Annotated in this window: 23 protein-coding genes; 11 read left to right on the forward strand and 12 right to left on the reverse strand. The window is 69.8% G+C overall.

Annotation, left to right across the window (positions count from 1 at the left end):
* Positions 1 to 3 precede the first annotated feature (3 nt).
* Both DAA40_RS07860 and DAA40_RS07865 read right to left on the reverse strand, forming a co-directional pair.
* Entirely contained in the window at positions 4 to 966 is a 963-nt protein-coding gene (locus DAA40_RS07860) for an MBL fold metallo-hydrolase (protein WP_106849051.1), read from the reverse strand.
* A 127-nt stretch (positions 967 to 1,093) separates the two neighbouring features.
* Positions 1,094 to 1,984, reverse strand: a complete 891-nt coding sequence (locus DAA40_RS07865; RefSeq protein ID WP_106849052.1) for a MerR family transcriptional regulator — start codon at positions 1,982 to 1,984, stop codon at positions 1,094 to 1,096.
* A 219-nt stretch (positions 1,985 to 2,203) separates the two neighbouring features.
* On the opposite strand from DAA40_RS07865, the gene DAA40_RS07870 reads away from it, so the two are divergent.
* From DAA40_RS07870 to DAA40_RS07895, 6 genes are read left to right on the forward strand one after another with little or no spacing between them, the layout of a single operon-like run.
* A complete protein-coding gene (locus DAA40_RS07870; RefSeq protein WP_158716314.1) occupies positions 2,204 to 3,238 on the forward strand; it encodes a polyprenyl synthetase family protein in 1,035 nt (344 codons plus the stop codon).
* A 16-nt stretch (positions 3,239 to 3,254) separates the two neighbouring features.
* On the forward strand, positions 3,255 to 4,139 hold the full coding sequence (locus DAA40_RS07875) for a squalene/phytoene synthase family protein (protein WP_199849577.1): 885 nt from the start codon (positions 3,255 to 3,257) through the stop codon (positions 4,137 to 4,139).
* On the forward strand, positions 4,139 to 5,797 hold the full coding sequence (gene crtI, locus DAA40_RS07880) for a phytoene desaturase family protein (protein WP_106849055.1): 1,659 nt from the start codon (positions 4,139 to 4,141) through the stop codon (positions 5,795 to 5,797). The genes DAA40_RS07875 and crtI overlap by 1 nt, the downstream gene beginning before the upstream one ends.
* Complete coding sequence (locus tag DAA40_RS07885; RefSeq protein ID WP_106849056.1) at positions 5,794 to 6,132, forward strand: lycopene cyclase domain-containing protein; 339 nt, start codon at positions 5,794 to 5,796, stop codon at positions 6,130 to 6,132. Before crtI ends, DAA40_RS07885 begins: the two co-directional genes overlap by 4 nt.
* Positions 6,129 to 6,491 carry a lycopene cyclase domain-containing protein gene (locus tag DAA40_RS07890; protein ID WP_106849057.1) on the forward strand — a complete coding sequence of 121 codons (363 nt, stop codon included), beginning with the start codon at positions 6,129 to 6,131 and terminating at the stop codon, positions 6,489 to 6,491. Before DAA40_RS07885 ends, DAA40_RS07890 begins: the two co-directional genes overlap by 4 nt.
* Positions 6,488 to 7,393 carry a prenyltransferase gene (locus tag DAA40_RS07895; protein ID WP_106849058.1) on the forward strand — a complete coding sequence of 302 codons (906 nt, stop codon included), beginning with the start codon at positions 6,488 to 6,490 and terminating at the stop codon, positions 7,391 to 7,393. The genes DAA40_RS07890 and DAA40_RS07895 overlap by 4 nt, the downstream gene beginning before the upstream one ends.
* Positions 7,394 to 7,436: 43 nt before the next feature.
* Here DAA40_RS07895 and DAA40_RS07900 read toward each other — a convergent pair whose 3' ends face one another.
* From DAA40_RS07900 to DAA40_RS07910, 3 genes are all read right to left on the reverse strand, one after another.
* The gene (locus tag DAA40_RS07900; protein ID WP_106849059.1) at positions 7,437 to 8,159 is read right to left on the reverse strand and encodes a glycosyltransferase family A protein; all 723 of its coding nucleotides are present in this window, start codon (positions 8,157 to 8,159) and stop codon (positions 7,437 to 7,439) included.
* A complete protein-coding gene (locus DAA40_RS07905) occupies positions 8,156 to 8,710 on the reverse strand; it encodes a hypothetical protein (protein ID WP_106849060.1) in 555 nt (184 codons plus the stop codon). The genes DAA40_RS07900 and DAA40_RS07905 overlap by 4 nt, the downstream gene beginning before the upstream one ends.
* 98 nt (positions 8,711 to 8,808) lie before the next feature.
* The gene (locus tag DAA40_RS07910; protein ID WP_106849061.1) at positions 8,809 to 9,783 is read right to left on the reverse strand and encodes an aldo/keto reductase; all 975 of its coding nucleotides are present in this window, start codon (positions 9,781 to 9,783) and stop codon (positions 8,809 to 8,811) included.
* Between the two features lie 88 nt (positions 9,784 to 9,871).
* On the opposite strand from DAA40_RS07910, the gene DAA40_RS07915 reads away from it, so the two are divergent.
* The 3 genes from DAA40_RS07915 to DAA40_RS07925 all read left to right on the forward strand — a co-directional run bounded on the left by DAA40_RS07915 (position 9,872) and on the right by DAA40_RS07925 (position 12,924).
* Positions 9,872 to 11,203 (forward strand): deoxyribodipyrimidine photo-lyase, encoded by a 1,332-nt coding sequence (locus DAA40_RS07915; protein WP_106849062.1) that lies wholly within the window; start codon positions 9,872 to 9,874, stop codon positions 11,201 to 11,203.
* Between the two features lie 87 nt (positions 11,204 to 11,290).
* Positions 11,291 to 12,277: a TIGR03557 family F420-dependent LLM class oxidoreductase gene (locus tag DAA40_RS07920; protein WP_106849063.1), complete on the forward strand. Its 987-nt coding sequence runs from the start codon at positions 11,291 to 11,293 to the stop codon at positions 12,275 to 12,277.
* Complete coding sequence (locus DAA40_RS07925; RefSeq protein WP_158716315.1) at positions 12,274 to 12,924, forward strand: HAD family hydrolase; 651 nt, start codon at positions 12,274 to 12,276, stop codon at positions 12,922 to 12,924. The genes DAA40_RS07920 and DAA40_RS07925 overlap by 4 nt, the downstream gene beginning before the upstream one ends.
* 76 nt (positions 12,925 to 13,000) lie before the next feature.
* Here DAA40_RS07925 and DAA40_RS07930 read toward each other — a convergent pair whose 3' ends face one another.
* Both DAA40_RS07930 and DAA40_RS07935 read right to left on the reverse strand, forming a co-directional pair.
* On the reverse strand, positions 13,001 to 14,626 hold the full coding sequence (locus tag DAA40_RS07930; RefSeq protein WP_199849578.1) for a GTPase: 1,626 nt from the start codon (positions 14,624 to 14,626) through the stop codon (positions 13,001 to 13,003).
* Complete coding sequence (locus tag DAA40_RS07935) at positions 14,623 to 16,485, reverse strand: ABC transporter (RefSeq protein WP_199849579.1); 1,863 nt, start codon at positions 16,483 to 16,485, stop codon at positions 14,623 to 14,625. The genes DAA40_RS07930 and DAA40_RS07935 overlap by 4 nt, the downstream gene beginning before the upstream one ends.
* A 140-nt stretch (positions 16,486 to 16,625) precedes the next feature.
* Here DAA40_RS07935 and DAA40_RS07940 point away from each other — a divergent pair, with 140 nt between their 5' ends.
* Positions 16,626 to 17,426 carry a hypothetical protein gene (locus DAA40_RS07940; RefSeq protein WP_106849065.1) on the forward strand — a complete coding sequence of 267 codons (801 nt, stop codon included), beginning with the start codon at positions 16,626 to 16,628 and terminating at the stop codon, positions 17,424 to 17,426.
* 87 nt (positions 17,427 to 17,513) lie between these two features.
* Here the strand turns inward: DAA40_RS07940 and DAA40_RS07945 are convergent, their stop codons facing one another.
* The 5 genes from DAA40_RS07945 to DAA40_RS07965 all read right to left on the reverse strand — a co-directional run bounded on the left by DAA40_RS07945 (position 17,514) and on the right by DAA40_RS07965 (position 23,579).
* A complete protein-coding gene (locus DAA40_RS07945) occupies positions 17,514 to 18,032 on the reverse strand; it encodes a ferritin (protein WP_106849066.1) in 519 nt (172 codons plus the stop codon).
* 61 nt (positions 18,033 to 18,093) lie between these two features.
* A complete protein-coding gene (locus DAA40_RS07950; RefSeq protein ID WP_106849067.1) occupies positions 18,094 to 20,409 on the reverse strand; it encodes a hypothetical protein in 2,316 nt (771 codons plus the stop codon).
* A gap of 7 nt (positions 20,410 to 20,416) precedes the next feature.
* The gene (locus DAA40_RS07955; protein ID WP_106849068.1) at positions 20,417 to 21,460 is read right to left on the reverse strand and encodes a hypothetical protein; all 1,044 of its coding nucleotides are present in this window, start codon (positions 21,458 to 21,460) and stop codon (positions 20,417 to 20,419) included.
* 8 nt (positions 21,461 to 21,468) lie between these two features.
* A complete protein-coding gene (locus DAA40_RS07960; protein WP_106849069.1) occupies positions 21,469 to 23,259 on the reverse strand; it encodes a hypothetical protein in 1,791 nt (596 codons plus the stop codon).
* Between the two features lie 11 nt (positions 23,260 to 23,270).
* Positions 23,271 to 23,579, reverse strand: a complete 309-nt coding sequence (locus tag DAA40_RS07965) for a hypothetical protein (RefSeq protein ID WP_106849070.1) — start codon at positions 23,577 to 23,579, stop codon at positions 23,271 to 23,273.
* A 271-nt stretch (positions 23,580 to 23,850) separates the two neighbouring features.
* Between DAA40_RS07965 and DAA40_RS07970 the strand changes: the two genes are divergently transcribed.
* Positions 23,851 to 25,002 carry a MinD/ParA family protein gene (locus tag DAA40_RS07970; RefSeq protein WP_158716316.1) on the forward strand — a complete coding sequence of 384 codons (1,152 nt, stop codon included), beginning with the start codon at positions 23,851 to 23,853 and terminating at the stop codon, positions 25,000 to 25,002.
* Position 25,003 lies beyond the last annotated feature (1 nt).

Below are 25,003 nucleotides of genomic sequence, written 5' to 3' on the forward strand. Positions count from 1 at the left end.
TGACTACGCGAGGCAGGTCAGGGGCTTGCCGCCGTTGTAGGTGACCATGTCGCCGATCGCCGCCAGCGCGTCGATCGGCGCTCCGCGATTTGCGCCGCCCAGCTCGGCGTACGCCCGGTGGAGGTTGCCGACGATGCGTTCGGAGTCCGACAGCTCGGCGAACTTGCCGAGGTCGGTCTGGCGCGCCAGATCGAGCGGTGCGATGCCCTCGGCATGGCCGCGAGCCGCGAGGTCCAGCACGAACGCCAGATACTCGAGGACGTCGTCCACGATCGCCATGGTGCAGACGTCTCCGTGACCCGGTACGACGACCTCCGCGTCGTACTGCCGCAACGACTCGACCGCCTCGATCGCGCCGGCGACCGACCCCATCAGCAGGAAGGGGGTGCCGCCGTTGAACAGCAGGTCGCCGGCGAACAGCACCTTTCGCTCCGGCAGCCAGATCACCGAGTCGTTGGTCGTGTGCGCCGGGGTCCCGGGATGCCGCACCTCGCACCGAAGATCGTCAACGTGGACGTCGACGCCGTCGGTGAAGGTCAGGAACGGCGGCGCGGGCTTGATGTCGCCCCAGTCGGGTCCACCATCGGGGTTCACGAAGATCCCGGCGGTCTGCAGCCGCTTGATGCCCTCCTCGCCGTCCTCGACGATCAGCCGGCGGGCGTCCTCGTGAGCAACGATCGTCGCCCCCTCGAACAGGAAGTTGCCGTTGGTGTGGTCGCCATGGTGATGGGTGTTCACCAGGGTGGTGACCGGGATCGAGGTCTTCTTCCCGATCGCCTGCTGGAATGCTTGCGTGCGGGCCACGGTGGACGACGCGTCGATCGCGACGGTGTGGTGCTTTCCGGTCAGGAAGCCCATGTTGTTGATCCACCAGGATCCATCGGGCTGGATGTAGGCGAAGACGCCATCCGAGACCTCCTCGACCCTGGCCGGGCCGAGCTCGGAGTGTGAATGTCCAGCGCTCATGTTGCGACCTCGCGATCTGCGGTGGGGTTGGTCCGGGCTAGTCGAACGATAGCCCGACCATCCCGCCGCCGCGCCCGGTCAAGGGACGGACGACACCCGGCGAACGGATCGTACGCCGCGGTCGGAGTCAGGTCTGGTTCGCCGGTGACGGGGAAAGTAGCTCAGCGAGGGCAATAGCCCCCGGCCCGATCTGGTGCCCGAGCCGAATACAGCGGTCCGGTGCCAGGCCCTGATGAGCGCCACCGACCGCAATGAGCAGTCCCGGCCGAACCGTCTCGATCGCGTCCACGACCGCGGGGACGGCCGCCGCCGTGCGCAGTGTCGGCATGGCCAGCAGCGCACAGGAGATCTCACCGGGCTCTACCGCGTACTTCCAGGCCCGCACCGGGACGTCGGCGCCGAGGTAGCGCGTCGCCAGTCCGACGCGGCGGGCCGCTACCGCGAAGCTCAACAAGCCCAGGTCGTGACGGTCCTCTGGCGGCAGGCCGAGCGCCACGCGCGGGCCCAGCGCGTTGTCGCCAGCGGCGTCATACGCCGCGGCCAACCGTCGATTGACCGCGGCCGAGACGAAGTGCTCACCAGCGACGCTGAGCTCCCCCGTTGCCCACGCCTCGCCCATCCGCTTCAGCGACGGCAGCAGCCAGTGGTCAACCACGGTCTCGAACGCCGCGCGGGCGAAGTGCTGATCCAGCAGTGCCGACAGCTCAGCAGCATCCAATGATCGCGCCGGCCCGAGCAACGCGTCGTGGTCCTCCAGGGCCGGCAGCGGCGCGCTGCCTCCCCCGGATGCACCACGCGCGCTGTCCAGCCCCGCGGCCTGTTCGGCAGCAGCTCGAACCGCCCAGCCGCTGTCGATCAGGTTCTTCATTGCCATGAGAACGCGCACGGCATCCGCGTCGTACATCCGGTAGCCGGACGGGGTGCGCTTCGGTTGAACGACCCCGTATCGGCGCTCCCAGGCACGAAGCGTCCCCTCGGTGACGCCGATCAGCGCTGCAGCGCGTTTGATAGTGAACATGCCCGTCAGCCTGGCAGCGGTCGTGGCCAGCGGGCTGCTAGCCACGACCGTGCGCGTATGGCGACCCGCACGAACCTTATGCAAACCTTTGACAACATTGTGCGTTCACCATAGCGTGAGGTCAGGTCGGCGGCAATGACCCGACGCCGGATGGTGGGAACGACCAGCGAGGGAGAGGGCCGTGATGAGCACGTCCGCGGCGGTCGTGAAGGCGCACCAATGAGCTTGCAGGAGCAGATCGACGATCTGATCACACCCGCAGCCGGGCTCGGCGGGCTGTCCGCGGACCGCGCAATGCTCACGCTCGCACTGCGATTGGGCACCGAGGGCGGAAAGCGCTTCCGGCCGTGGCTGTTCACCACGGTGCACGACCGCCTGCGTCGTCCCGGCCTGGCACCGCGCGCGGATACCGTCGACCGCGTCGCTGCCGCGCTCGAGCTCGTGCACACCGCCTTCGTGATTCACGACGACGTCATCGATAACGACGACATGCGCCGCGGCCGCACCAGCGTGCCTGGCCTTTTCGGTGCCTCCGACCCGGCCCTCGGCTCGAACTACTCGCGCGCCGGCGGCATCCTCACCGGCGACCTCGCCCTGGTCGCGGCCGTGCGGGGGCTGGCCACCTGCGGCGCCACAGGATCGGTGACGGACGCGCTGCTGGAGCTGTTGGACGCCACGATGCACGACTCCGCGGCGGGAGAGCTCGGTGACGTGCGGATGGCGTTGGATGACCAGCTGCCCGGTCTGGCCGAGGCACTCGCCGTGACGGAGCTGAAGACCGCCGCGTACTCCTTCGTCCTGCCGATGCAGGCCGGCGCGATCCTGGGCGAGGCCGAGCCCGGTGCGATCGCGCAGGTCGGTGAGGTCGGTCGCATGCTGGGCAACGCCTTCCAGCTGCGGGACGACCTGCTGGGCACCTTCGGTGACGAGGCGACCATCGGAAAGGACCCGCTCGGCGACCTGCGCGAAGGCAAGCGCACGCCGCTGATCGTGCACGCATCACGCACCAGGCACTGGTGGCGCATCGAGCCCCACCTCGGCGACTCGACCATCGGCCCGACCGAGGGCGAGCGGGTGCGCCGCGCCTTGCTGGAGGCCGGATCGGTTGACTTCATCGAGGGCCTGATCGATGAGTACGTGCGGCGCGCGAGAACGCTCGCAGAGCCGCTCGGCCTGGACGCCTGCATCGTGGACCGACTCAGCATCGGAGGACGGACTCTCGCCCAGCCCGCGGACGATGTCGGTGTGGCATGAAGACCTGGGGCACGACGTGATTAGGCTATCGCGAGACCGCGCGCAGCCCGCACCCCACAAGCTGTACGACGAGGTTGCGGAGGCCGCTGCCGACGTCGTCCTCCGCCGGTACTCGACGTCGTTCGGCCTCGCCTCGAGGCTGCTTACCGGCACGGTGCGGACCCACGTGCGCAACATCTACGCGCTGGTGCGGGTCGCCGACGAGGTCGTCGACGCGCCGCGGCCGGGAGGCGGGGTCGCTGGCCGGAGCCAACTGCTGGCCGACCTGCATCGCGAGGTAGCGCACGCCGTCGACACGGGCCACAGCGCGAACCTCGTCGTGCACGCGTTCGCTCGTACCGCCCGCACCTGCGGCATCGATGCGGCGCTGTACGGCCCGTTCTTCGCCTCCATGCGCATGGACCTGGAGCGCACCGAGCACGACGCCGACAGCCTGGCGCGGTACATCCACGGCTCGGCGGAAGTCGTCGGCCTCATGTGCCTGCGCGCGTTCCTTGTCGACACGCCCGATCGCGATCGCCAATATGAGCGGCTGCAGGATGGCGCCTCTCGGCTCGGCGCGGCCTTTCAGAAGGTGAACTTCCTGCGCGATCTGGGCAGCGACGTCGACCACCTCGGCCGGAGGGATTTCCCGGGGCTCGACATCGAGCGATTCGACCGCGCCACCCGGGATCGGTTGCTGGACGACATCGAGGCTGACCTGGAGGCGGCGGCGGTCATGATCCCGAGCCTGCCCGCCGGAAGTCGGCGGGCGGTCTGCGCCGCGCACCTGATGTTCGCCGAGCTGGCGTGTCGGCTGCGACGAACCGACCCAGCCGTGATCCGGTCCCGGCGGGTACGTGTCCCCGCGCCGCGCAAAGCGCAGCTGATCGCCATCGCCCTGGCCCGCGGAGCGGCCTGATGCGCCGCGCGACGTCCTCACCGCCTGGGCCGGACGGCGCCCGCGGCCGGGTCTGCGTCATCGGCGGCGGGATCGCAGGACTGGCCACCGCCGCGCTGCTGGCGGCCGACGGCTGGACGGTGGAGCTGCTGGAGCAACGCAGCGAGCTCGGAGGCCGCGCGGGCTCCTGGTCCGCGGACGGGTTCCGGTTCGACACCGGGCCGTCTTGGTACCTGATGCCCGAGGTATTCGAGCACTTCTTCAATCTCCTCGGCACCTCGGCCGCGCAGACGCTCGACCTGCGACGGCTCGATCCCGGCTACCGCGTGTTCTTCGAAGGCGAGAGCGACCCCGTAGACATCCGTGCTGGACGCGAGGCCAACATCACGACCTTCGAACGGGTCGAGCCCGGCGCTGGCGCCGCGCTGGAGGCCTATCTCGATTCCGCCGACGAGGCTTATCGGATCGCGGTGCAGCACTTCCTCTACACCAGCTACCAGCAAGGCACCGATCTGCTGCGCGGCGACCTGCTGCGCCGTGCGCACCGGCTGCTTCCGTTGCTGGTGCGCAGCCTCGACCGGCACGTCGCGGGCCGGTTCTCCGACCGGCGGCTCCGTCAGATACTCGGGTACCCGGCGGTGTTCCTCGGTGGTTCGCCGCAGCGGATCCCGGCGTTGTACCACCTGATGAGCCGGATGGACCTCGACGACGCCGTGCTCTACCCGTACGGCGGATTCACGACGCTCATCGACGCGGTCGCAGACCTCGCGCGACGCCACGGGGTCACCGTGCGCACCGGTGTCACAGTGACCGGCATCGAGACGGCCCCCCGGGCGCCGCAGCGACGGCTCGCCCGCACGACCGCGCGGGTCCGTGGGGTGAGGTACCGAGACATGGAAGGGAACACCGGCCACAGCGACGCCGACGTGGTGGTCGGCGCGATCGACCTGCACCACCTCGAGACGCAGCTCCTGCCGCGCGAGCTGCAGACCTACCCCGAGTCGTACTGGCGCCGACGCGATCCCGGTCCTGGAGCGGTCCTCATCTACCTCGGCGTTCGCGGTGAGCTCCCGCAGCTCGCGCACCACTCGATGTTCTTCACCCGGGACTGGCAGGCGAACTTCGATGACGTACTCGGCAAGACCCGGAAGGTGCCCGAGCCGGCGTCATCCTATGTGTGCCGCCCCTCGGCCACGGACCCGACAGTCGCCCCGGACGGCAGCGAGAACCTCTTCGTGCTGGTTCCGGTACCCGCGGATATCGGTCTCGGTCGCGGCGGGCCGGCACGGACCGGAGATGCGGTGATCGAGAGCATCGCAGACGCGGCCATCGGACAGATTGCCCACTGGGCGGGCATTCCCGACCTCGCCGACCGGATCGTCGTCCGTCGCACGGTCGGGCCGGGCGACTTCGCCGCTGACCTGAACGCCTGGTCCGGCGGTGCGCTGGGCCCGGGCCACTCGTTGCGTCAGAGTGCCTTCTTCCGCACCGGGAACGCATCGAAGAAGGTCGATGGCCTGCTCTACTCGGGATCTACGACCATTCCGGGCATCGGTCTACCGATGTGCCTGATCAGCGCAGAACTGGTGCTCAAACGGCTCCGCGGTAACCGTACGGGCGGCGCGATCACCGGCCCCGTCGTCGACGACGGCGTCCCTGACGGGCGGGGGCTCCGATGAGCCTGCTCTATCTCGGTGCGCTGATCGTGTCGACGGTCTGCATGGGGCTGGTCGATCGGCGCTGGCGGTTGTTCCTGTTCGATCGTCCGCGAGTCGCTCTGCTGAGCGTGGCCATCGGGTTCGTGCTGTTCCTGACGTGGGACCTCGTCGCCATAGCGCTGCAGATCTACGCCAAGGGCGAGTCCGACGGCATGTCAGGGATCGAGGTCCTTCCCGAGCTTCCGCTGGAGGAGCTGTTCTTCATCACCTTCCTCTGCTACATCGCCGGGGTGCTGCACGGGCTGGCCACCCGCATCGTCGAGCACCGCTCCCAGCGGAAGGTGAGCGAACGATGACCTACCTCGCGTTAGCCGGCATGTTCCTGTCCGCGACGTTGCTGGCGCTAGCCGTCGCCGCAGTGCTGCGCCGTCCAGACCGGTCGTGGTGGCTGGCTACTGGGCTGACTGCCGTGGTGATGATGGCGCTGACGGCAGTATTCGACTCGTTGATGATCGCCGCGGATCTCTTCCGGTTCGACGAGAACCAGCTGACGGGCATCTACATCGGGCTCGCGCCCATCGAGGACTTCACGTGGCCGCTCGCGGCGGTCGCGCTGATTTCGGCGATCCGCCTGCTCGGCTCGCCGTCTGAAGCACAGCCAGCCCGCTCCCGGTCCCGCGGCATGCAGGGAACCCCGGCGGCCAGGAAGCGATGAGCACCCAGACGATCGGTGCGCCGCAGCCTGCGCGGCTGGGCAAGGTGTTGGCCTCCTCCCGCCCATTGTCGTGGGTGAACACTGCGTTTCCGTTCGGCGCGGCGTACGTCTGGGCAGGGGGCGGTCTGGACGCCGCCTTCTGGATCGGCTGTGTGTGGTTCTTGATCCCCTACAACCTGCTCATGTATGGGATCAACGACGTCTTCGACTACGAATCCGACGTGCGCAACGCGCGAAAGGGCGGCGTGGAAGGCGTGGTGCTGGACAAGAAGCTGCACCGCGCCACCCTCGTCGCCGCGGTTACCAGCAATGTCCCCTTCGTGATCGCGCTGGTTCTGCTCGGCTCGCCCCAGTCGGGTGCGGTCCTGGCGATCAGCGTTTTCGCCGTCGTCGCGTACTCGGCACCGGGATTGCGGTTCAAGGAGCGCCCGTTCCTGGACTCGCTCACCTCGAGCACGCACTTCGTGAGTCCTGCCCTGTTCGGGCTCACCCTGGCGCAGGCCCGCGGCGCAAGCCTCACCTGGGACGACGGGGTGATCGCCGCGATGGCCGGCTTCTTCCTGTGGGGCATCGCCTCCCACGCCTTCGGTGCGGTCCAGGACGTCCGAGCCGACCGGGAGGCCGGAATCGGGTCCATCGGCACCGTGCTCGGTGCCCGGTACACCACCTGGTTGGCCGCGGCGTCGTATATCGCGGCCGGCGTCGTACTGTTGGGGGTGCCCTGGCCCGGCTCGCTGGCCGCGCTGCTCACGCTTCCCTACATCGCGAACGTGGCACCATTTCTGGGGATCAGCGATGCCGACTGCGAGCGCTCCAACGCCGGATGGCGCCGATTCCTGTGGCTGAACTTCCTCACCGGTTTTCTCCTCACGCAGCTGATGATCTTCACCGCGCTGCGCTGATCTCCGGGGTCGTCCCGCGCCTCCCGCCGTACGCCGGTGGCGATCATCGACAGATTCGCCGCCGCCAGCGGGTCCACGGCGGCGTGATACGCCAGTTCGCCCGCAGCGTGACGACCGCACGGCGCATCCGCCGGCGCAGCTGGGTTCGGCCTCGCAGCGAGCGTCCGGAGACGTCCACGCGCAGCCTGGTGATGAATCGGATCCGAGCCCGCGGGCCGAGCACGAAGCCGAGATCCATGTCGTCGTGGACGTCGAGGTGGCGGTGCACCTTCGCCCCCACGCGGCGCCACACGCTCGCGCGGATCGCCATGCTGGAGCCCCACAACGGCACGTTGGCGATCGCCAGCCCGCCCAGCGCGAAGTACAGGCCCAGATACAGCGCTGCGGCGGGATGCCGCACCATGGGATGCAGGTCATGGAAACGACCAGGTCCGGTAATCGCGTCGATGCCGGGGTCGGCCATCGCGTCGGCGACCACCCGGACCCAGTCCGGTCCGGGCCGTGAGTCGGCGTCGAGCCTCGCGATGACCTCCTGGGTCGCCGCGTCATAGCCTGCGGCCGCTGCGTAGGGGATTCCCGGCCGCGGCTCCTCCACGACGCGGGCGCCCGCATCGCGCGCGACCTGCGCGGACCGGTCGGTGGAACCGTTGTCGACCACGACGATTTCGTCCGGCGGGAGTGACTGCTCGGCCAGCAGCGCCAGACAGCAGCGCAGCTCCTCAGCGTCGTCGCGCACCGGGATGACCACGGAGATGGTGGGTCTCATCGGGGCATCGTCGACTCGACCCGGCGCGGCACCGCCGCACCGGCAAGCAAACCTGCCACGCCGGCCCCCAGAATGCCGGCGATCAGATCGGTGATCGTGTCGTCGTACCCCACCTGGATCGCATCGTCGAAGTACGTGTAGCCGATCCACTCTCCGATCTCCCAGACCGTCGCGAGCAGACCAGCGCTGGACACGGTCGCGACCGCCACAGCCAACCGTTCCCGCGGATGACCCGAAGGCGCGAGCAAGCGTGCGCGCTGCGCCACCTGAGAGGCGAGGATCCCAATCAGCCCGGTCGATGCGGCGTGCACCGCAAGGTCCAGCCCCTCGTAGCTCACGTACCAGTCGAGCAGAGCGGCCCAGGCGGCGAAGATGAACGACGAGCACATCAGGGCATCGAGCCACGGCGGCACGCCGAGCGCTCGAGGCAGCATGCACCCACCGACCACCAGGAACATGACGGCAAACCCGATCGCACCGTCCCCGATCGTGGCGGGCACCAGACCGATCACGGCAAGCACCCGCAGCACGTCAGAGAGGTTGAACGACATCTGCTCAGACTAATGAGTCGGTGCGGTCGCCCATCGATCGTCGACAGCGCCGCGCGGACCTCACGCGTTGGCCGGCCCGCACATGCCGGCACGGGCGGTCAGTGGCCGGTGGTGGGGAAGATGTCGCCGATGGCGTCGATGACGTCGTCCGGCAGGTCGGTCCTGCCGGCCGCTGCGTTGGCGCGTACCTGCGCGGCGGAGGTCGCGCCCGCGATCACCGACGTCAGGCTGTCCTGGGCGAGCAGCCAGGCGAAGGTCGCCTCCAGCATCGTGACGCCGTGCTCATCGCAGAGATCCTGGTAGTCCTTCAGCTGACGCCAGTCGACCGACTCCAGCATCTCGGGCATCACCTGGACCAGTCGCGAGCCCTCGGGTCGGTCAGCCTCCGTGTACTTCCCGGTCAGCAGGCCGTTGGCGAGCGGGAAGAAGGGCAAAAAGCCCATCCCCGCGCGGTGCACCTCGGGCAGCACGCCACTCTCGGCGTCCCGGACGAGCAGCGAGTACTCGTTCTGGGCCGAGATGAACGGCGGTAGGCCGTGCGACGAGGCGATCTCGTTGGCCTCGGCGAGCTGCTCGGCGGAGAACGTGGTGTGCCCGATGTAGCGGACCTTGCCCTCCTCGATCAGCTCGCACAGTGCCTCGAGGGTCTCGGCGATCGGCACGTGCGGATCGGGGTTGTGCATCTGGTACAGGTCGATGTAGTCGGTCTGCAGCCGACGCAGGGTTGCCTCGAGCGCGTTGCGGATGTAGGTGCGGCCACCCTTCGGCCCCCACATCTCGGCGCCGTGGGTGTGCACCGCCTGATGCCCGAACTTGGACGCGAGGACGACGCTCGCGCGGTCGTGCGACCGCAGCGCCTCCCCCATGAGCTCCTCGCTGGCGCCGGGCGGGTTGCCGTACATCTCGGCGGTGTCGAAGAAAGTGATGCCCGCCTCGATGGCCGCGTCGATCACGGCGCGGGTGCCATCGAGAGTCTCGGTGACCGTCCCCTTTCGGCCGAAGTTGTTGCAGCCGAGGCCGACCACACTGATGAGGGGCCCGGCTTCACCGAGCTGACGCTGTGGAATCTGCACGCGGCCAGCCTATCGAGCATCGCGCGCCGGGTCCGGCGAATGGGGGACCCGCTGCGGCACCCTGACACGGGTCCTGGGGAGTAGCGTGATGCGGACGCCGAAGGGGGCAGCCGTGCGCGTGATGTGGTTTCGTCGTGACCTGCGACTGCGTGACAACCCGGCGTTGCTCGCCGCGGCGGACGACGGCCCGGTGGTCGCCATCGTTGTCCTCGATCCCCGACTGACCGGCCGCCGCTCACCTCGCGTACGGCGTTACCTGCAGTCGGTCCGCGCGCTGTTCGAGCAGACCGGTGGAGCGCTCGTCGTCCGGACCGGCGACCCTGCCGAGGTGATCCCGGCCGTCGCCACCGAAGCCGGTGCTCACGAGGTGCACATCAGCCGTGAGTACACGCCGTACGGCCGGCGCCGGGATACCGCCGTGGCCGAACGACTCGCCGCGGCGGGTGTCGAGCTGATCGCGACCGGCGGGCCGTACGCCGTGGGCCCCGGCCGGGTACGCAACCGCTCTGGCGCTCCGTTCAAGGTGTTCACGCCGTACGCCCGCGCCTGGCGAGCCCACGGCTGGCCGCGCCCGGCGCCGACCGCCGACCCGACGTGGGCGACCGGGATCTACTCGGACCCGGTCCCCACCGGCTCGCCGACCGAGCCCGTGGGTGAGTCGGCCGCGCTCGCCCGATGGGAGAGCTTCCGCAGCGAAGGACTCGCGGCGTACGCCGAGCAGCGCAACCGACCGGATGTCGACGGCACCAGTCGCCTGTCGGTGGCGCTGAAGCTCGGTGAGCTGCACCCGCGCACGCTACTGGCCGGCGTCGACCATGCCCGCGACGCGCGGTTCGTCACCGAGCTTGCCTGGCGGGAGTTCTACGCCGACGTCCTGTGGCACCACCCGGCGTCCGCCTGGTGCGATCTGACCGACGCGTTGCAGGGCATGGAGTACGACGACGCGCCCGACCCGGTGCAGGCGTGGAAAGAAGGCCGCACCGGTTACCCGATCGTCGACGCCGGGATGCGCCAGCTGCTGACCGAGCACTGGATGCACAACCGGGTGCGGATGATCACCGCGTCATTCCTCGTCAAGGACCTCCACGTGCGGTGGCAGGTGGGCGCTCGACACTTCCTGGATCACCTGCACGACGGCGATCTCGCCTCCAACAGCCACGGCTGGCAGTGGACCGCCGGCACCGGGACCGACGCCGCGCCGTACTTCCGAGTGTTCAACCCGCTGGTGCAGGGCAAGCGGTTCGACCCCGACGGCGGCTACGTGCGCCGGTACGTCCCCGAGCTGCGGCACCTCGCCGGGGGCACCGTCCACGAGCCCTGGAGGTCGGCCGACGGGTACACGCACGGCTATCCGGAGCCGATCGTCGTCCACGCCGAGGAGCGCCGGATCGCCCTGGCCCGTTATCACGCCGCCCGCTAGCCCGATCCACGCCGCCCGCTAGGCCGATTCTGTGACCGATGACCCGTTGAGCGAGTCATTGGTAACGAAATCGGGTAGGAGCACGGTATGTCCCGCTTTGGATATTTCCTCTCCGCCGAAGACCACACCCCCGCCGAGCTGATCGAGCAGGCCGAGCTCGCGCAGCAGGCCGGCTTCGAGTCGCTGTGGATCAGCGACCACTACCACCCCTGGAACGACCAGCAAGGCGAGTCTGCCTTCGTCTGGACCATCATCGGCGCGCTCGCGCAGGCCACCGATCTGCCGATCACGACGGCCGTCACCTGCCCGACGGTCCGGATCCACCCGGCGATCATCGCCCAGGCGGCGGCGACGTCCGCCGCGCTGCTCGGGCCCGACCGCTTCATCCTCGGGCTCGGCTCGGGAGAGGCACTCAACGAGCACATCCTCGGCGATGCCTGGCCCAACGCGGCGACCCGCCTGGCGATGCTCGAAGAGGCGATCGAGATCATCCGCGAGCTGTGGACCGGCGAGGTCGTCTCGCGCGAGGGCGAGTTCTACACCGTCGACGCGGCGCGGATCTACACGCTGCCCGACCAGCCCCCACCGATCTACGTCAGCTCGTTCGGACCCAAGTCGCTCGAGCTGACCTGCCGCATCGCCGACGGCTTCATCTCCACGCAGCCGGACGCCGAGTCCGTCGCGGCATTCCGCAAGGCCAAGGGCAAGAACGCCCCGGCCCAGGTCGGGTTCAAGGCGTCGTACGCCGAGACCCGCGAGCAGGCGATCGATCACATGTACCGGTTGTGGCCGAACGATCAGCTGCCAGGAGAGCTCGCGCAAGTGCTCCCCTCGCCGCAGCACTTCGAGCAGGCCTCGGAGCTTGTCACTCGCGAGATGGTCGGCGAGAGCCCGGCGCCGCTCGGACCGGACGCCGAGACCCACCTGGCCGCGTTCGACGACTTCGTGGACGCCGGATTCGACGTCGTCCACCTGTCCAACGTCGGACCGGACTACCGTGGCTTCTTCAAGCTGTACGAGACCGAGGTGCTTCCCGAGCTGAAGAAGCGGCACGGAGGAGGGAGAACGACGTGACCAAGGGCGTCCTGTTCGACGTAGATGGCACGCTGGTGGACTCCAACTACGAGCACGTGGTGGCGTGGGCGCGGGCGTTCACGGAGGCCGGCCAGCCGGGTGTGAGCTCGGCATCGATCCACCGGGCGATTGGGCTGCCCAGCGACTCACTGGTTACCCACCTCACCGGCGCTCCCGACGACGAGGTCGCGGACCGCCACGACGAGCTGCTGCACGAGGCCAGCGAGCACATCACGGCAACCCCCGGCGCGGCCGAGCTGCTGCAGAAGTGCCGCGGCGCCGGCCGCACCGTCGTCCTGGTCACCAGCGGCAAAGAGGCGGACCTGGACTGGATGCTCCCGCTGATCGGCGGGCGCGACGCGGTCGATGCGATCGTGACCTCCGACGACATCAACGAGGGAAAGCCCGACCCGGACCCGTTCGAGGCCGGGGCGAAGAAGGCGGGGCTGGAGCTCGCGGACTGCGTGATCGTCGGCGACTCGGTGTGGGACATGAAGGCCGCCGCCCGCGTCGACGTCCCCGCGATCGGGGTCGGCTGCGGCGGCGTGGACGCCGAATCGCTGCGCAAGGCCGGCGCCGTCGAGGTGTACGACGACCCGGCCGATCTCGCGGACAAGCTCAGCCGCTCCCTCATCGGTCGCAGCTGACCCACCTGCTGCGTTCTGGCGGTGGGTTCTACCCCGCCAATCGACGTCTAGCGGGGTAGAACCAACCGGGTCCGGATCAGCGGGCGGCGAGGTCGAGCAGCTCCCGGGTGCGCTGGTGCTCAGCGAGGATCCGGCGTACGGGCGCCATGATGTGCTTGCGCGCAGTGCTACCGATTGCCTCGTGCAGCTGCGCCCGGACCCGCTCTCGTCGCCGACGAGCCCCCACCGAGGCGAACATCTTCATCAGCGCCGTGGTCAGCAGACCGAGCAGCAGGCCGCCGGCCAGCAGCAGGGTCGGGTACGGGATGGGCCCCCACGCCGGGGTCTCGATGTGGATCTGCAGCCACCCGAGCACGATCATCGTCAGCAGCCACAGCAGACCCGCGACCGCGGCCAGGGCGAAGAGCCACTGGAAGACCGCGACGACGGTCCACCAGATCGGACGCCGCATGCGCAGCGAGGTGCCCATGACAGCCTGGTCGAGGCTGTCGGCCAGCCCTGAATGATCAGGCACGGCTGCTCGTTCGACGTCCTGGGCCCACCGCAACGGCAGTCCCTCGGCCGCCCGGTCCGCGAGGTCACGGGTGGCGAGGTCGACAGCGGAGCGCTGAGCGGGTGAGGCGGCCGGGAGCGAGGAGCGACCCAGCGCAACCCGGACGTCGTCCACCCCGGGGGAAGGCTCTGCGCCGCTCGACCGATCCAGACCAAGTCGCCTGAGCGGGTCGGGACGCAGCTTGCGGGTCCACTTGGTGAACGGCCACCCGGCCCGCGAGTTCGCCTGGACCCGGTAGTCGCGCTGGACGGCGTCCAGCACCACCGGTACGCCCGCGGCCTTCGCCAGCGCGTCGATCAGCCGGTCGTCGGCCTGCTCGTCGAGGTGCTGCTCGGATTCCCCGACCCCCTCCCGCAGCGCGGTGGCCGAGCCGCGGACGTCGCTGTTCATGCGGGCCTCGGCGGCGGCCCGGGACTGGGCGACGTCGGTGAGCAGCGCCATCAGCTTGTCCACGCCGGCTCCGGTGGCGGCGGACGTCGGCAGTACGTCGACCGTCGCCGCGCTGTCCGCGGCGACGATCCGGCGCAGATCGGCGGTCGTCTGGTCTACCTGCTCGACGGTCAGCCGGTCGGCCTGGTTGAGCACGACAATGGTGCGCGCGTCGCGCGCCGACAGCGTCTTGATGTAGTGCTCGTGCATCACCGCATCGGCGTACTTCTGCGGATCGGTGACCCACACGAACACGTCGGCGAGCTGCAGCACCCGGTCGGCCTCAGCCCGGTTGGAACGCTCCCGCGAGTCGAAGTCGGGCAGGTCCAGCAGCACCAGGCCCTCCCGGGGCCCTTCGGCCTGGTCGACCTGATGGCGAGCGCCGACGCCCAGCCAGTCCAGCAACGGGCCGGCCGACCCGGGCCCCCAGATCGCGGCCGTAGCGGTGGAGGTGGTGGGGCGGCGTACGCCGGGGCGCGCCACCTGCGCGCCGACGAGGCGGTTGAACAGCGAGGACTTGCCCGAGCCGGTCGCGCCGGCGAGCGCGACAACCGTATAACCCGAGCCGAGCGCGGCCCGCTCGCCGACCTTGCGGAGGGTGTTGTGCGCCCGTTCCCCGGCGCGCGGTTCGAGCCGGCTGCCGCCGATGGCGAGCGCGTCGGTCAGCGCCCTGCTGCGCTCCCCGAGATCGGGGACGTGGTTGCGTCGGAGCACGTTCACCGGGCCGCCTGCACTTCGGTGACCGCGGCCGTCAGGTCGTTGGCCACCCGCGGGTCGACCTGGAGACCCAGCAGTACGTCGTCATACCGCTTCTGCTCAGCGAGGTACAGCTCCTTGGTCTTCTCGACCAGCGAGTGGCGGGCCTTCGCGGCGAGGGTGCGCACCGCCTGGTCGCCGAAGATCGCCTCGAGCAGCCGCTGGGCGACCACCGCCGAGCCGCCGGCGATGCCGACCTCAGCCCCCGACAGGCCCGCGGTCGACATGAACACGACAAGCATCAGCAGCACCGCGACCCCGTTCACTCCGAGCGCCAGGAACCGTGCGGTCGACCGCTTCGGTCCGGCCTCGGCCCGCACCATCTCGAGCAGCTCGGTCTGCCACTCGCGGACCAGCTTGTCGACCTTGCCCTCGATCCCCTGGCTGGACTTCGTGAGCTCGGGGTGCTCGGTGAGGACCTGGCCGCCCCCGGGCATCGTGCGCCACTGCCGGGCGGCCATCGAGGCGGCGCCCTGGGCCTGCGAGGTGATCAGGGCGGCCACGCCGGTCTGTAGCGCCTCACCGAGCTGGGTGGACTGCACCTGGTTGCCCTTGCCCTTGAACATCGCCGAGATGCGGTCGCGGACCCGACCGACCCCGGACTCGATCTGCCGGAACAGCTCACCGGTGCCGACCAGCTCGTGCCACCGGCCGAGCACCTCGCCGCGCAGCAAGGTACCGTCCTCCATGCCGGCGATGACCCCGTTCACCGCCTCGCCGTAGGCGTTCCATGACGTGTCGTGCAGGTTCTTCAACGCCGTGTACTGCGCGAGGGACGCCGCCGACAGCCCACTGGTGCGTCCCGACAACGAGTCGAGCGCGCCGGTGAGAGTCTGGCGGATCACCTGGGCACGGGCCTTCGCGTCGTGCGCCAGCCCGCCGAGCCAGTCACGCAGCGGCTGGATCTCGCCGACCGGCAGCAGCCCGTCGGGCCCGAGCCGCGTCTCGTGCACGATGAAGATCGGCGCGCGCCCCAGACCCTGCTCGTGCAACATCGACCCGAGGTGATCGTGGATCTCCCGGGCGGACTCCGGCGGCACTCGATCGAGCACGATCGCGACCGAGGTGCCCCGCGTGGCGGCCTGACGCAGCAGGTCCCACGGGACGGCGTCGGCGTACCGCGCAGCGGTCGTGACGAACAGCCACAGGTCGGCCGCGCTCAGCAGCTGCCGCGCCAGGTCACGGTTGGCCTCCACGACGGAGTCGATGTCGGGAGCGTCGAGCAGCGCGATGCCCTGGGGGACCGCCGGCGTGGCGGCCAGGCGTACCGCCCCCGGGTCGTCGTCCGGCCCGTCGACACCGGTGAGCCGGCCGAGTCCGGGCAGCACCCGGTCGTCGATGAACCACTTCTCGTCGGCCGGGTTGTGCACGAGTACCGATGCTCGGGTGGTCGGTCGCAGTACGCCGGACTTGCTGACGACGCTGCCGATGACGGAGTTCACGAGGGTCGACTTGCCGGCGCCGGTGGAGCCGCCGATGACCGCGAGCAATGGCGCGTCGAGCGCGGCGACGCGCGGAATCACATAGTCGTCGAGCTGGGCGCGAAGCTGCTGCTGATTGGCCCGGGCGTCAGGGGCGCCGGGCATGTCCAGCGGCAGCCGGACGGCGTTCACCACGGTTCGCAGTCGCTTGACGGCATCCAGCAGTCGCTTGCCGTCGAACCCGGAGCCGCCGCTGCCCAGCCCGGGCGGCGCGCTGCCCAGACCCGGCCGATAGGGCTGCTCCAATGGCTGGCCACGCTGCGGCGAGTCTTGACGCGACTGATCCTGCGGTGGCCGATCATGCTGCGGCGGCCCCTGCGGCGTATTGCGTGGAGCGCTCAACGCGGCGTCCTCTCATCGGCGACTGTGCAATTCTCACGAATACCCCGACACTACTGAAGCCAAGCATGCTGCGCGGGCGATACCGATGCCCGCGGACGCCAGTAGGGATCGCCTGGCGGCCCCCCGACGTCTAGAGGGTCATGAAGTGGTTACTCGCGGCGCTGGCCATGACGATCACGCTGACTGCCTGCGCGTCGTCCGAGAACGGGACGGGTGAGCCAGCTTCGGGATCCGTCGAGCCACTGCCTGCTGGTCAGGTGGTGCTGTCGATCGACTACGGCGGTTTCGTCGATCAGGCCGAGTATCACGCCGACGTCACCGACCTGGTGGTGTACGGCGACGGCCGGGTCTTCCAGGCAACCCAGAACGGGCCGCATCGTGCAGCGACCTACCTGCTCGCTCGGGTCGACGCGTCGAGGGTCGCGGCTCTGGTCGTCAAGGTCGAGGGCAGCGGGCTGGTGGACGAGGGGACGCCGTACGGCTACCCCGACGTGATGGACGCAGGCTCGGTACTGATTACCGTGCACGGAGCGCAGGGGCCCAGCAGCGTCGATGTGTATGCGCTCTACCCGAGTGTGCGGGTGCCGTCCGCCGAGCAGCAGCGCAACCGCGAGGAACTGCTCGATCTCGTCGACGAGATCGAGCAACTCGCCGACGGCGCAGCCCCGACACCGGTCGATGCGGCTCAGGTCGTTCAGGCCGAGTCGTGGAACTCGTCCGGCCCCGCGTGGCCCGGCCCGCCGCTAGCCGAGTTCGTCCAGCCAGTCACGGACGACGAGTGGATCACCGGCTGCGGTGTCCTTGCCGGGGACCAGGCCCAGGCCGCAGTGGACGCCGCCGTGCAGAACGAGCAGTTCTTTCACTGGCTCGTCGACGGACAGGCAACAGTGCTCGCCGTCCGGCCGCTGCTGCCGCACGAGGAGGGCTGCGCCGATCTTTAAGGCGCCCTACCGGCGAGGATCAGCAGGATCCGGGGCGCGAGCGCACTGCGGCGCAGGACCCCGGATTCCGCTCGTCTCGTACGGCGATCAGCCGCCGGTGTTCTCGGTGCTGCGCGTCGGCCGGGACCCAAGCTCCTCGTCCAGGCGAAGCAGGCCAGGACCATCGTCGTTGATCAGCTGGATGCGCTCGACGATCTCGGTGACGGTGGCCTCCTCCTCGATCTGCTCGGTGAGGAACCAGTTCAGCAGCGGTCGCGAGTCGAGGTCGCCGTCCGCCTCGGACTTGCGGTACAGGTCGCGGATCGATTCCGACACCCGCTGCTCGTGCTGAAGCGCGGCCTGGAAGGCCTGCAGCGGGTTCTCGACCTTGCTCGTGGGCGCCGGGATGGCCCCGATGAGCGGGTGGTTGTCCCGGTCGAGCAGGTGGTCGATGAACTTGTTCGCGTGGACGATCTCCTCGTCGGCCTGATGGCGCAGCCACGCGGCCATTCCGGGAAGGGCGAGGGCATCCATCTCGATCGCAAGCTGTCGATACACGATCGACGCCTCGAACTCGAGGGTGATCTGGTCGCAGAAGGCACTCTCGAGTGCCGTTTCCATCTTCATGCCGCGAGTCTATGCCGTCTGGAGGGTTATTCGTGCGGCTGGACGTCGCGATCCCGCGCCGCTAGACCGGCCGCCATACGATCTTCTCGGCTGCTGCGGAGTCCTCACGCAGGCCGAGCGCGGGCTCGGACAAGGCGGGGGAGGGCTTGGCCGGTTCGTCTTGCTCGGTGTCGGGTGCGCCGACCGGGGAGGCGGTCGTGCCGACGGTTGGTTGCGCCGGCCTGCTCGGGTGGTCCAATCGCTCAGGGGACTCGCGCCCGGAGAAATATCCATGATCGTCGATGCGTCCGACGAGAAATTCCGTCTCGGATCCGGATGGGCGTGACGACGGCCCGAGGGCGGGGTGCGGGGGCGTGTACATGCCGGGCGCGGAGCTCGCAGGTAGGGCCGCCCCCTCCGGTACGGCCATCCCCTGCGGCGCGGCCACCCCCTGCGGCGGAGACGGAGCATCGCTTTCGCGGATCTCCGGCGCCTGAGCGGCGGCCGATCTCTCGGATGGCTGGTACTCGGGGGACCTCTCGGCGGTCGCCGGCTCCGGAGCAGCCGAGGGATCACCGTACGGCGCCGTCGGCGCGCCGAGCTGGGCCACACGCTCCGCTTCGACGGCACGTTCCGCGGCCTCCCGCGCCAGGTCCGCACCGGCGGCCACCCATGCGGGCCGCAGGTCGGTGCCCTGCTGCTCAGCCGGGGAGCGCCGCAGCCCGGGATGCCCCGTCTTGTCAGAGGACGGGGCATGCTCTGGCCGGCGCACCTCGAGCGACTCCGCGCTCGTCGCCCGGTGATCATCACCGGACCGGGCCACGTCGAATGCACCGGGCACAGCTGCCTCCGCCGCGAGCGCGGCGCGGGCTGCGCGCTCGTTCTCGATCGCCTGGCGGACCGCGTCGGCGTTGACCGCCGTGGCGTCTCCGAGAGCGGCCGCGTTCAGCTGGTAGGCGCCCCTCGGAGGCAGCTGGTTCGCCCGCTCGGACTCGGTGACGCGCGGGTCGACTCCCCACGGGGATGACATCTTGGTCACCTCCGGATACCGCGGATCGCCGGCGAGCTCAGGGAACCGCTCGGTGTGCGAAGGCGGCAGCGTGCGCTCCGCTGCCTCACGGGGCGGCAACGGCCGCTGCAGAGCGGGCGGGATCGCGCCATACCCCGACCTCGCACCCTGCGGACCGGGCATCGGACCTGTTCCTGCGGAGGTCGTGCGCTGATGCGCTCCCGGCACACCGGTGGCAGATCGACCATGCTCGCCCAGGTTCACAACGGCCGGGCCGCCACCCGCGCGAGCCGACGAAGACGTAGCGCTCGTCGCGGCAGACTTGCTCACGCCAGCGGGGGTACCGGAGGCGGTCACGGCTCCGAGCTGGCCGCCGGTTGCCAACGTGTGCACAGAGCTGGCCCCACTGCCGGCGTGCTGCCCTGTCCGTTGGATGCGACCACCGTCCTGGAGCCGCCGAGCTCGCTCGAGAGCCGCGAGCGCTTCGGCGGAGACTGCGGCACCAGACCCGCGGGCCTTCGCTGCGGCAGACGCGGCCGCTGCGGCTGCGGCAGACGCGGCAGCGGCAGACGCGGCTGCGGCAGACGCGGCTGCGGTGGAAGCGGCTGCGGCGCTCGAGGCGCTGGCCGAGCCGGACGATGGCACGATCGGGATAGCCAGATCCTGGCCTTGAACATGTTGGGCGAAGCCGCCCCCAATGCCGGTCGGGCCGCCGTACGCACCGCCGGAGTAGACCGCCTGCGAGAAGCGCGCGAACTCGATCGTCAGCGGTACGACGACCTCGAGTCGGGCCCGTTCGTTGAACAGCTCCTCAAGGGTCATCATCAGGTAGGTGCGCAATGTCACGTCGTCCACAAATAACCCCTTGAACGGTCGCAGCAGCGGGAAGCGCTCGACCCGATAGCTCGACCCCGCGGGGCGCAGGTGGCCATTGGATCCGCCGGTGGGGGCCTGGTCCCTGACCTGATCAAAGTAGTAGTTGAACAGGTCGTCACCGCTCAGGCTCTGCACGTGGTTGATCTCGACCCAGAACTGGTGCAGCAGACTCTCGATGTCGGCCTTACGACCCTCGAGGACGTCGGCGAACTGCGCGAAGTATCCGGAGTTGTCGCTGGCCACCAACGCCCACTCCGCGAGTGAGTCCGCCGACGCCGCGACCTCTTCGAGAAACGGCCCCGCGGCGTCGCTGGTCCACGCTGCGGACAGGTCGGTCGCCGCGGAAGCGTTCTTCGCGCCCAGGTCGGCGAGCGCTGTCGAGAGGCTCGACCACTCGGTGGCCGCGGTCCGCACGAGCTCAGGATCCTCCAGCTCGAGCCGCGCCGCCACCTCGAAGATGGTCAGCGCAGGTTCGCCGCCTCCACTTCCACCGGTGTCATGGTTGACGGGCATCGGATGCCTACGGCGCAGCCTGTGGGGTGGGCGGCGCTGCCTGCTCCGAGGTCGGCTGACTCGCGTCGCCACTGTCGCCGCCGGTCGTGGCCGCCGGCTCGGCACTGACACTCGGTTGCTCCGTCGTACCTTCGGTCGAAGGTGCGACGGACGGAGCCGGCTGTTCCTGCGCACCCGTGCTCGGCTGACCGGACTGGTTGGAGCGCGTTGCCCGCTCCTGGCTCGGTCCGGTACTCGAGCGGGCGGGGAAGGTCGCGGTCGGTACGACGGGGCCAGCGCTCGTGCCCTCCTGGCCAAGCTCCGCTTCATTCAGCCAGTACGCCGCGACCGGATCGTTCTCCGGGTCGCCAAGCCCCCGGATGCCGTCGGCAAACAGCGCATATCCGTCGCTGGGCATCTGCCCGTCGGCCCACTCCTCCGCCAGTTGGGGATTATTGTTGGACAGGTTGTACTCGTCGTTCGAGACCTGGCCGTCACCGTCCATGTCGGTGGCCACCACACCCGAGTCGACCATGTTGCCCATCAAGGCCTCCTGGTACTCCGAGACCGAGTTGATCTCGCCGTTGTGGACGCCGCCGTCCGACTGCTCCTCGGCGTTCAGGTGCTCCTCCAACGTCTCACCCTGGAACTCTTGTTGCTCCGGGGCTTCGGGGGTCTGCTCCGCGAGAAGAGCTTCCAGCCGGGCCCGGTCGACCTCGTTGCGAACCATTCCACCGAGCTTGCCGCCGAACTCCTCGTACGCACCGGCGTACTGCCGGACCTGCTCGGCATCGGCCCCTTCGTAGGAGTACTTCAGCAGCTGGGCACCGACGTGCATCGCGTACTGGCCGGTGTACGCGGCGGCGAGATCCTCGTACCACGCCGGCAGCTCGCGCTCGGCCATCGTTCGATAGGCCTGGGTGCCAGGCAACGCGGAGACACCGAGCATCGACGGGAACAACTTGCTGATCCGGCTCCAGTCGAACACCTCCCTCGACTGGCGATTGTCAGGGTTGGTCGCGCTGGCGAACACAGACAAGGCGTCGGTGTCGACATTGGATTGCGTACTCATCGCGTTGCCTACCTTCCGGGCATCCGCTTATGCGGCTGTTGTTCGGCACCGAGCGCGGGGGCGTTCTGTGGGGCGGGCTGCGCGACGACCTCGCCCTCGTACGTCGGGGTGCGGCGGCGACGGTTCTCCTCACCGTCCACGACCTGGTTAGGCACCAACGTCTCCGGGACGCCGTACGGCTTCTGCGCCTCCCGTCGCTTCGTACCAAACGCGTCCAGACCAGTCGTGGCGCCGGCATTCAGCTCATACGAACCGGCCGCAGCGATGCGATAGATGCCGAGCTCTCGGCGTCGCGGATCTACCCCGCCGACGACCGCGAGCCGCGCGGCTTCCGCATAGCGGACGTCGCCGTCCAGACTCGGAAACCGCTCGCGGTGGTCGTTCGTGATGATCCGGCCGCGGTTCTCGGTGTGGAACGGGCGCACCGGCGCCATCGGAGGCATCATCGGGTACCCCGGTGAGTAGGGGCCCTCCCCAGAGTCCCCGCCGCCGCCCGGACCCGCGGGACCGCCATCCGACCCGACCCCGAGCACGGTGCCCGGGTAGCCGGATCGGTCGCCAGGGGCACTCCAGGGGATCGACCCCGGGTCCTCGGCCAAGCCCCGGGGCGAGGAGCCACCGGGCCCGCTGCCGAGGTGGCCACCGGGACCACCGACGAGTCTTCCGCCCGGAGCGCCGACGTCGCCGGTCCCCCCGGGGCCCCGACCCGCCAAGCCCAGGTTCTGCGGTCCGACCCCGAACGCCCAGCCCGGGAACTGGTCGGGATGTCCACTGCCGCCGTGGGAGGCTCCTTCCGCGGGCGGTCGGCCGGTCCCCTGCCCCGCGGCCGGGGGGCGGTCGGTGGGTGCTGGGGACGGACGCGGCGGTAGGAGTCCAAGCGCACCGTGCGGCGCCTCGCCGGTCGGACCACTCGTGCTGTTGTCTGGATCGCCGATCCCGACGGGCGCGCCAGGCGGGGTCTGGTGCGGCGGAACCAGCGGGTCGAGGCCGCCGGCCCCGCTGCCGCCGCCGGCGGGGACGGATCCCGGCGACCCCCCGCCGGTCCATGTCGGCCCGATGCCTGTGAAAGTGGGAGATGCGGACAGGCCGGTGCGGGCACCCGAGCCCGCCGGGGTGGCGGGCGGCCCGGCCGCTTTCGGGCCGCGGTACGTGGTTCCCATCCGGACGCTGAGCATCGCGGTGTGATAGGCCTTGCGCATCGGCTCGATCACCCTGGTGCGCGACTCGTCGCTGTACCGCTGGCGAATCAGGCCGAGCAGCATTCCCTTGAGGTCGGCACCTTCCGGGGCGTCCACCGTCGGACCCACCCCGTGGCCATTGGCGAGCTCGGCATTGATGGCCTCCTCGATCTGGCCGTCACTCAGGGCCTGGGCGGAGGCCATCGCGCTCTCGTACCGGCCCCACACCTCACTCATCGCCGACTGGCCGGCGCGTAGCGAGGTCGCCAGCGTGTGCATCGCCTCCCCGTTCTGCGACGCGATCAGCGCCCACTCGGAGAACGAGTCGCCGGAGGATGTCATCAGCTCGGCCGTCGGCGCGGTCCCCGGAGCGATCCAGACGCCTTCCAACGTCTCGGCGGCCACAGAATGCGTCTGCCCGACCGACGCGAGCACGGCATGAAAGTTGCTCCAGCCCTCCGCCGCAGCCTCGATGGAGTCCGGCTGCTCGAGGTCGACCGCCGACTTGTGCTGCTCGATCGTGGACGACGACACGTCGATCGATGGCGCGGTGGTGACCGCCACCTCGCCCGGCTGGTACAGCGACTCGCCGCCCTCGACCTCGATATGGGGCCTGGTCATGACGGTCCGCCTCAGAGGACCGGGATGGTGTTCGCCATGCTTTCGTCGGCGGCGGCGGTGTTGCTCGCGATCAGGGCACAGCCATCGGCAATCGCCACCGCGCCGCTCTGACCGTCGGCGAGAAACTGCCCGTGGTGCGAGAGCATCGTCGCGTACTGGACCGCGAATGCGTCCGATCCCGGTATGCCGGACTGACCGGTGACCGCAGGCAGCTGGGCGTATGCAGTGGCGCCCTCGTTGAGCGCTTGGTCGGCCGCGGCGGCACAGGTGCTTGCGAGAGTGGCCATGCTGTCCAGGTCGGCACTCGCACTCGTTGACATGACACACTCCTGCGAAGTCGTCGTCGGTACCGTCGTGCGGCTCGCCACCACCGCGAGAGCCGCAGCTGTCACGTCGATAGTAGGTTGCGCACCGGCGCGCGGCCAGCGGGTGGAATACGCGACGGTGATCGTTCATATTGCCGTCGCTGCCCGTTCGCATGAAGCCCACGGCGTCCTCCCGCGCGGCCCGAGCGACCCCGCGCGCCGCGTTACGATGACGACGAACGTCCCGCCGAGTGCTCGACCCGCCGACCTTCGGAGCCCACTGACGATGAGCGACCCGCCACGCCAGACGCCCGGCCCGGTGGACGACCCTGTCCACCGGCGCGCGGAGCGCTCACGTGGCTCGCAGTGGGCCGAGGCGGCAGAGCCGCTGCGGTCGTCAGGTACTTCCGGAACGACGCCCGGCGGACGTCGCGGCGAGCCGGCGCCTCCTCCTGCCCTCGCCACGGACCGGCCCCCCGCCGCACGCGCGCGTGCCTTCTACGAGCCGGGCAGGCCCGGAGCGCCGGCGGCCGACGCCGACCGGCTACGGCCCGTGGCGCCGCACCTCGATCCACGGATCGCCGGCCTCGACGCGGTCGAGCCGCCCGCGCGACGCCGAGGGCTGCGGCGACTGCGCTCCCGCGGACCGGTGACCCCGCCGAACCCGGCCGCGCCGGCACTGGACCAGCCAGTGCCCTCGCCTCGGCGGATTGCGTTCGTCGCGTTGAAGGGTGGCGTCGGCAAGACGACGCTCGCACTGCTCGCCGCTCTCACGACCGCACGCGCGCGGCAGGACCCGGTCCTCCTGCTCGACACCGATCGCACCTACGGGTCGCTCATGCTGCGGGTGGGTCTGACGCCGATCGCCAGCATCGCGGACATCGCCGCAATGGGCGATCCAGGCAGCTTTCACGTGATGCAGGGGGCGGTCTCGCGGACGCCGGGCGGGCTGTGGGTGCTACCCAGCGGTCGCTCGCCGGAACAGAGCAGCGCACTCGATGCGTCGAGCTACATGGCTGCGGTCCGGTCGGTGTATCGCTACTTCCCGGTGATGTTCACCGACTGCGGCGCTGGGTTGACCGGTGACCTGATGCACCGCGTCCTGACCGCCTCCCATGCCGTCGTGATCGCTTCGACGCCGACGCTGGACGGGGTCCTGGCCGCGATGAACGCATTGCACTGGCTCGACGTCTCCGGCCTGGATGGTCTTCGCCAGCGGGCGGTGGTCGCGATGACGAACGTGTCGGACGAGCCGGTGATCAGCATCGAACGGACTCGCGAACGCCTCGAGCAGATGGGTGCCGGCCTGGTGACCCTGCCGCACGACCGCGCGCTGCTCGCAGGGGGGCCGGTCGACCTCGACGCGCTGCGGGAGCCGACCCGACGCGCCGCCTACGAGCTCGCTGCGTTCGCGTTACAGGCCTCCCTGCAGGGTTGAT

Origin of the sequence: Blastococcus sp. Marseille-P5729, assembly GCF_900292035.1 — a bacterium.
Taxonomy (GTDB): domain Bacteria; phylum Actinomycetota; class Actinomycetes; order Mycobacteriales; family Antricoccaceae; genus Cumulibacter.

Excerpts from the sequence above, each read along its gene's own strand:
- DAA40_RS07860 (WP_106849051.1), bottom strand. The coding sequence starts at position 966 with ATGAGCGCTGGACATTCACACTCCGAGCTCGGCCCGGCCAGGGTCGAG.
- DAA40_RS07865 (WP_106849052.1), bottom strand. The coding sequence starts at position 1,984 with ATGTTCACTATCAAACGCGCTGCAGCGCTGATCGGCGTCACCGAGGGG.
- DAA40_RS07870 (WP_158716314.1), top strand. The coding sequence starts at position 2,204 with ATGAGCTTGCAGGAGCAGATCGACGATCTGATCACACCCGCAGCCGGG.
- crtI (WP_106849055.1), top strand. The coding sequence starts at position 4,139 with ATGCGCCGCGCGACGTCCTCACCGCCTGGGCCGGACGGCGCCCGCGGC.
- DAA40_RS07885 (WP_106849056.1), top strand. The coding sequence starts at position 5,794 with ATGAGCCTGCTCTATCTCGGTGCGCTGATCGTGTCGACGGTCTGCATG.
- DAA40_RS07890 (WP_106849057.1), top strand. The coding sequence starts at position 6,129 with ATGACCTACCTCGCGTTAGCCGGCATGTTCCTGTCCGCGACGTTGCTG.
- DAA40_RS07895 (WP_106849058.1), top strand. The coding sequence starts at position 6,488 with ATGAGCACCCAGACGATCGGTGCGCCGCAGCCTGCGCGGCTGGGCAAG.
- DAA40_RS07900 (WP_106849059.1), bottom strand. The coding sequence starts at position 8,159 with ATGAGACCCACCATCTCCGTGGTCATCCCGGTGCGCGACGACGCTGAG.
- DAA40_RS07905 (WP_106849060.1), bottom strand. The coding sequence starts at position 8,710 with ATGTCGTTCAACCTCTCTGACGTGCTGCGGGTGCTTGCCGTGATCGGT.
- DAA40_RS07915 (WP_106849062.1), top strand. The coding sequence starts at position 9,872 with ATGCGGACGCCGAAGGGGGCAGCCGTGCGCGTGATGTGGTTTCGTCGT.
- DAA40_RS07920 (WP_106849063.1), top strand. The coding sequence starts at position 11,291 with ATGTCCCGCTTTGGATATTTCCTCTCCGCCGAAGACCACACCCCCGCC.
- DAA40_RS07940 (WP_106849065.1), top strand. The coding sequence starts at position 16,626 with ATGAAGTGGTTACTCGCGGCGCTGGCCATGACGATCACGCTGACTGCC.
- DAA40_RS07945 (WP_106849066.1), bottom strand. The coding sequence starts at position 18,032 with ATGAAGATGGAAACGGCACTCGAGAGTGCCTTCTGCGACCAGATCACC.
- DAA40_RS07950 (WP_106849067.1), bottom strand. The coding sequence starts at position 20,409 with ATGCCCGTCAACCATGACACCGGTGGAAGTGGAGGCGGCGAACCTGCG.
- DAA40_RS07955 (WP_106849068.1), bottom strand. The coding sequence starts at position 21,460 with ATGAGTACGCAATCCAATGTCGACACCGACGCCTTGTCTGTGTTCGCC.
- DAA40_RS07960 (WP_106849069.1), bottom strand. The coding sequence starts at position 23,259 with ATGACCAGGCCCCATATCGAGGTCGAGGGCGGCGAGTCGCTGTACCAG.
- DAA40_RS07965 (WP_106849070.1), bottom strand. The coding sequence starts at position 23,579 with ATGTCAACGAGTGCGAGTGCCGACCTGGACAGCATGGCCACTCTCGCA.
- DAA40_RS07970 (WP_158716316.1), top strand. The coding sequence starts at position 23,851 with ATGAGCGACCCGCCACGCCAGACGCCCGGCCCGGTGGACGACCCTGTC.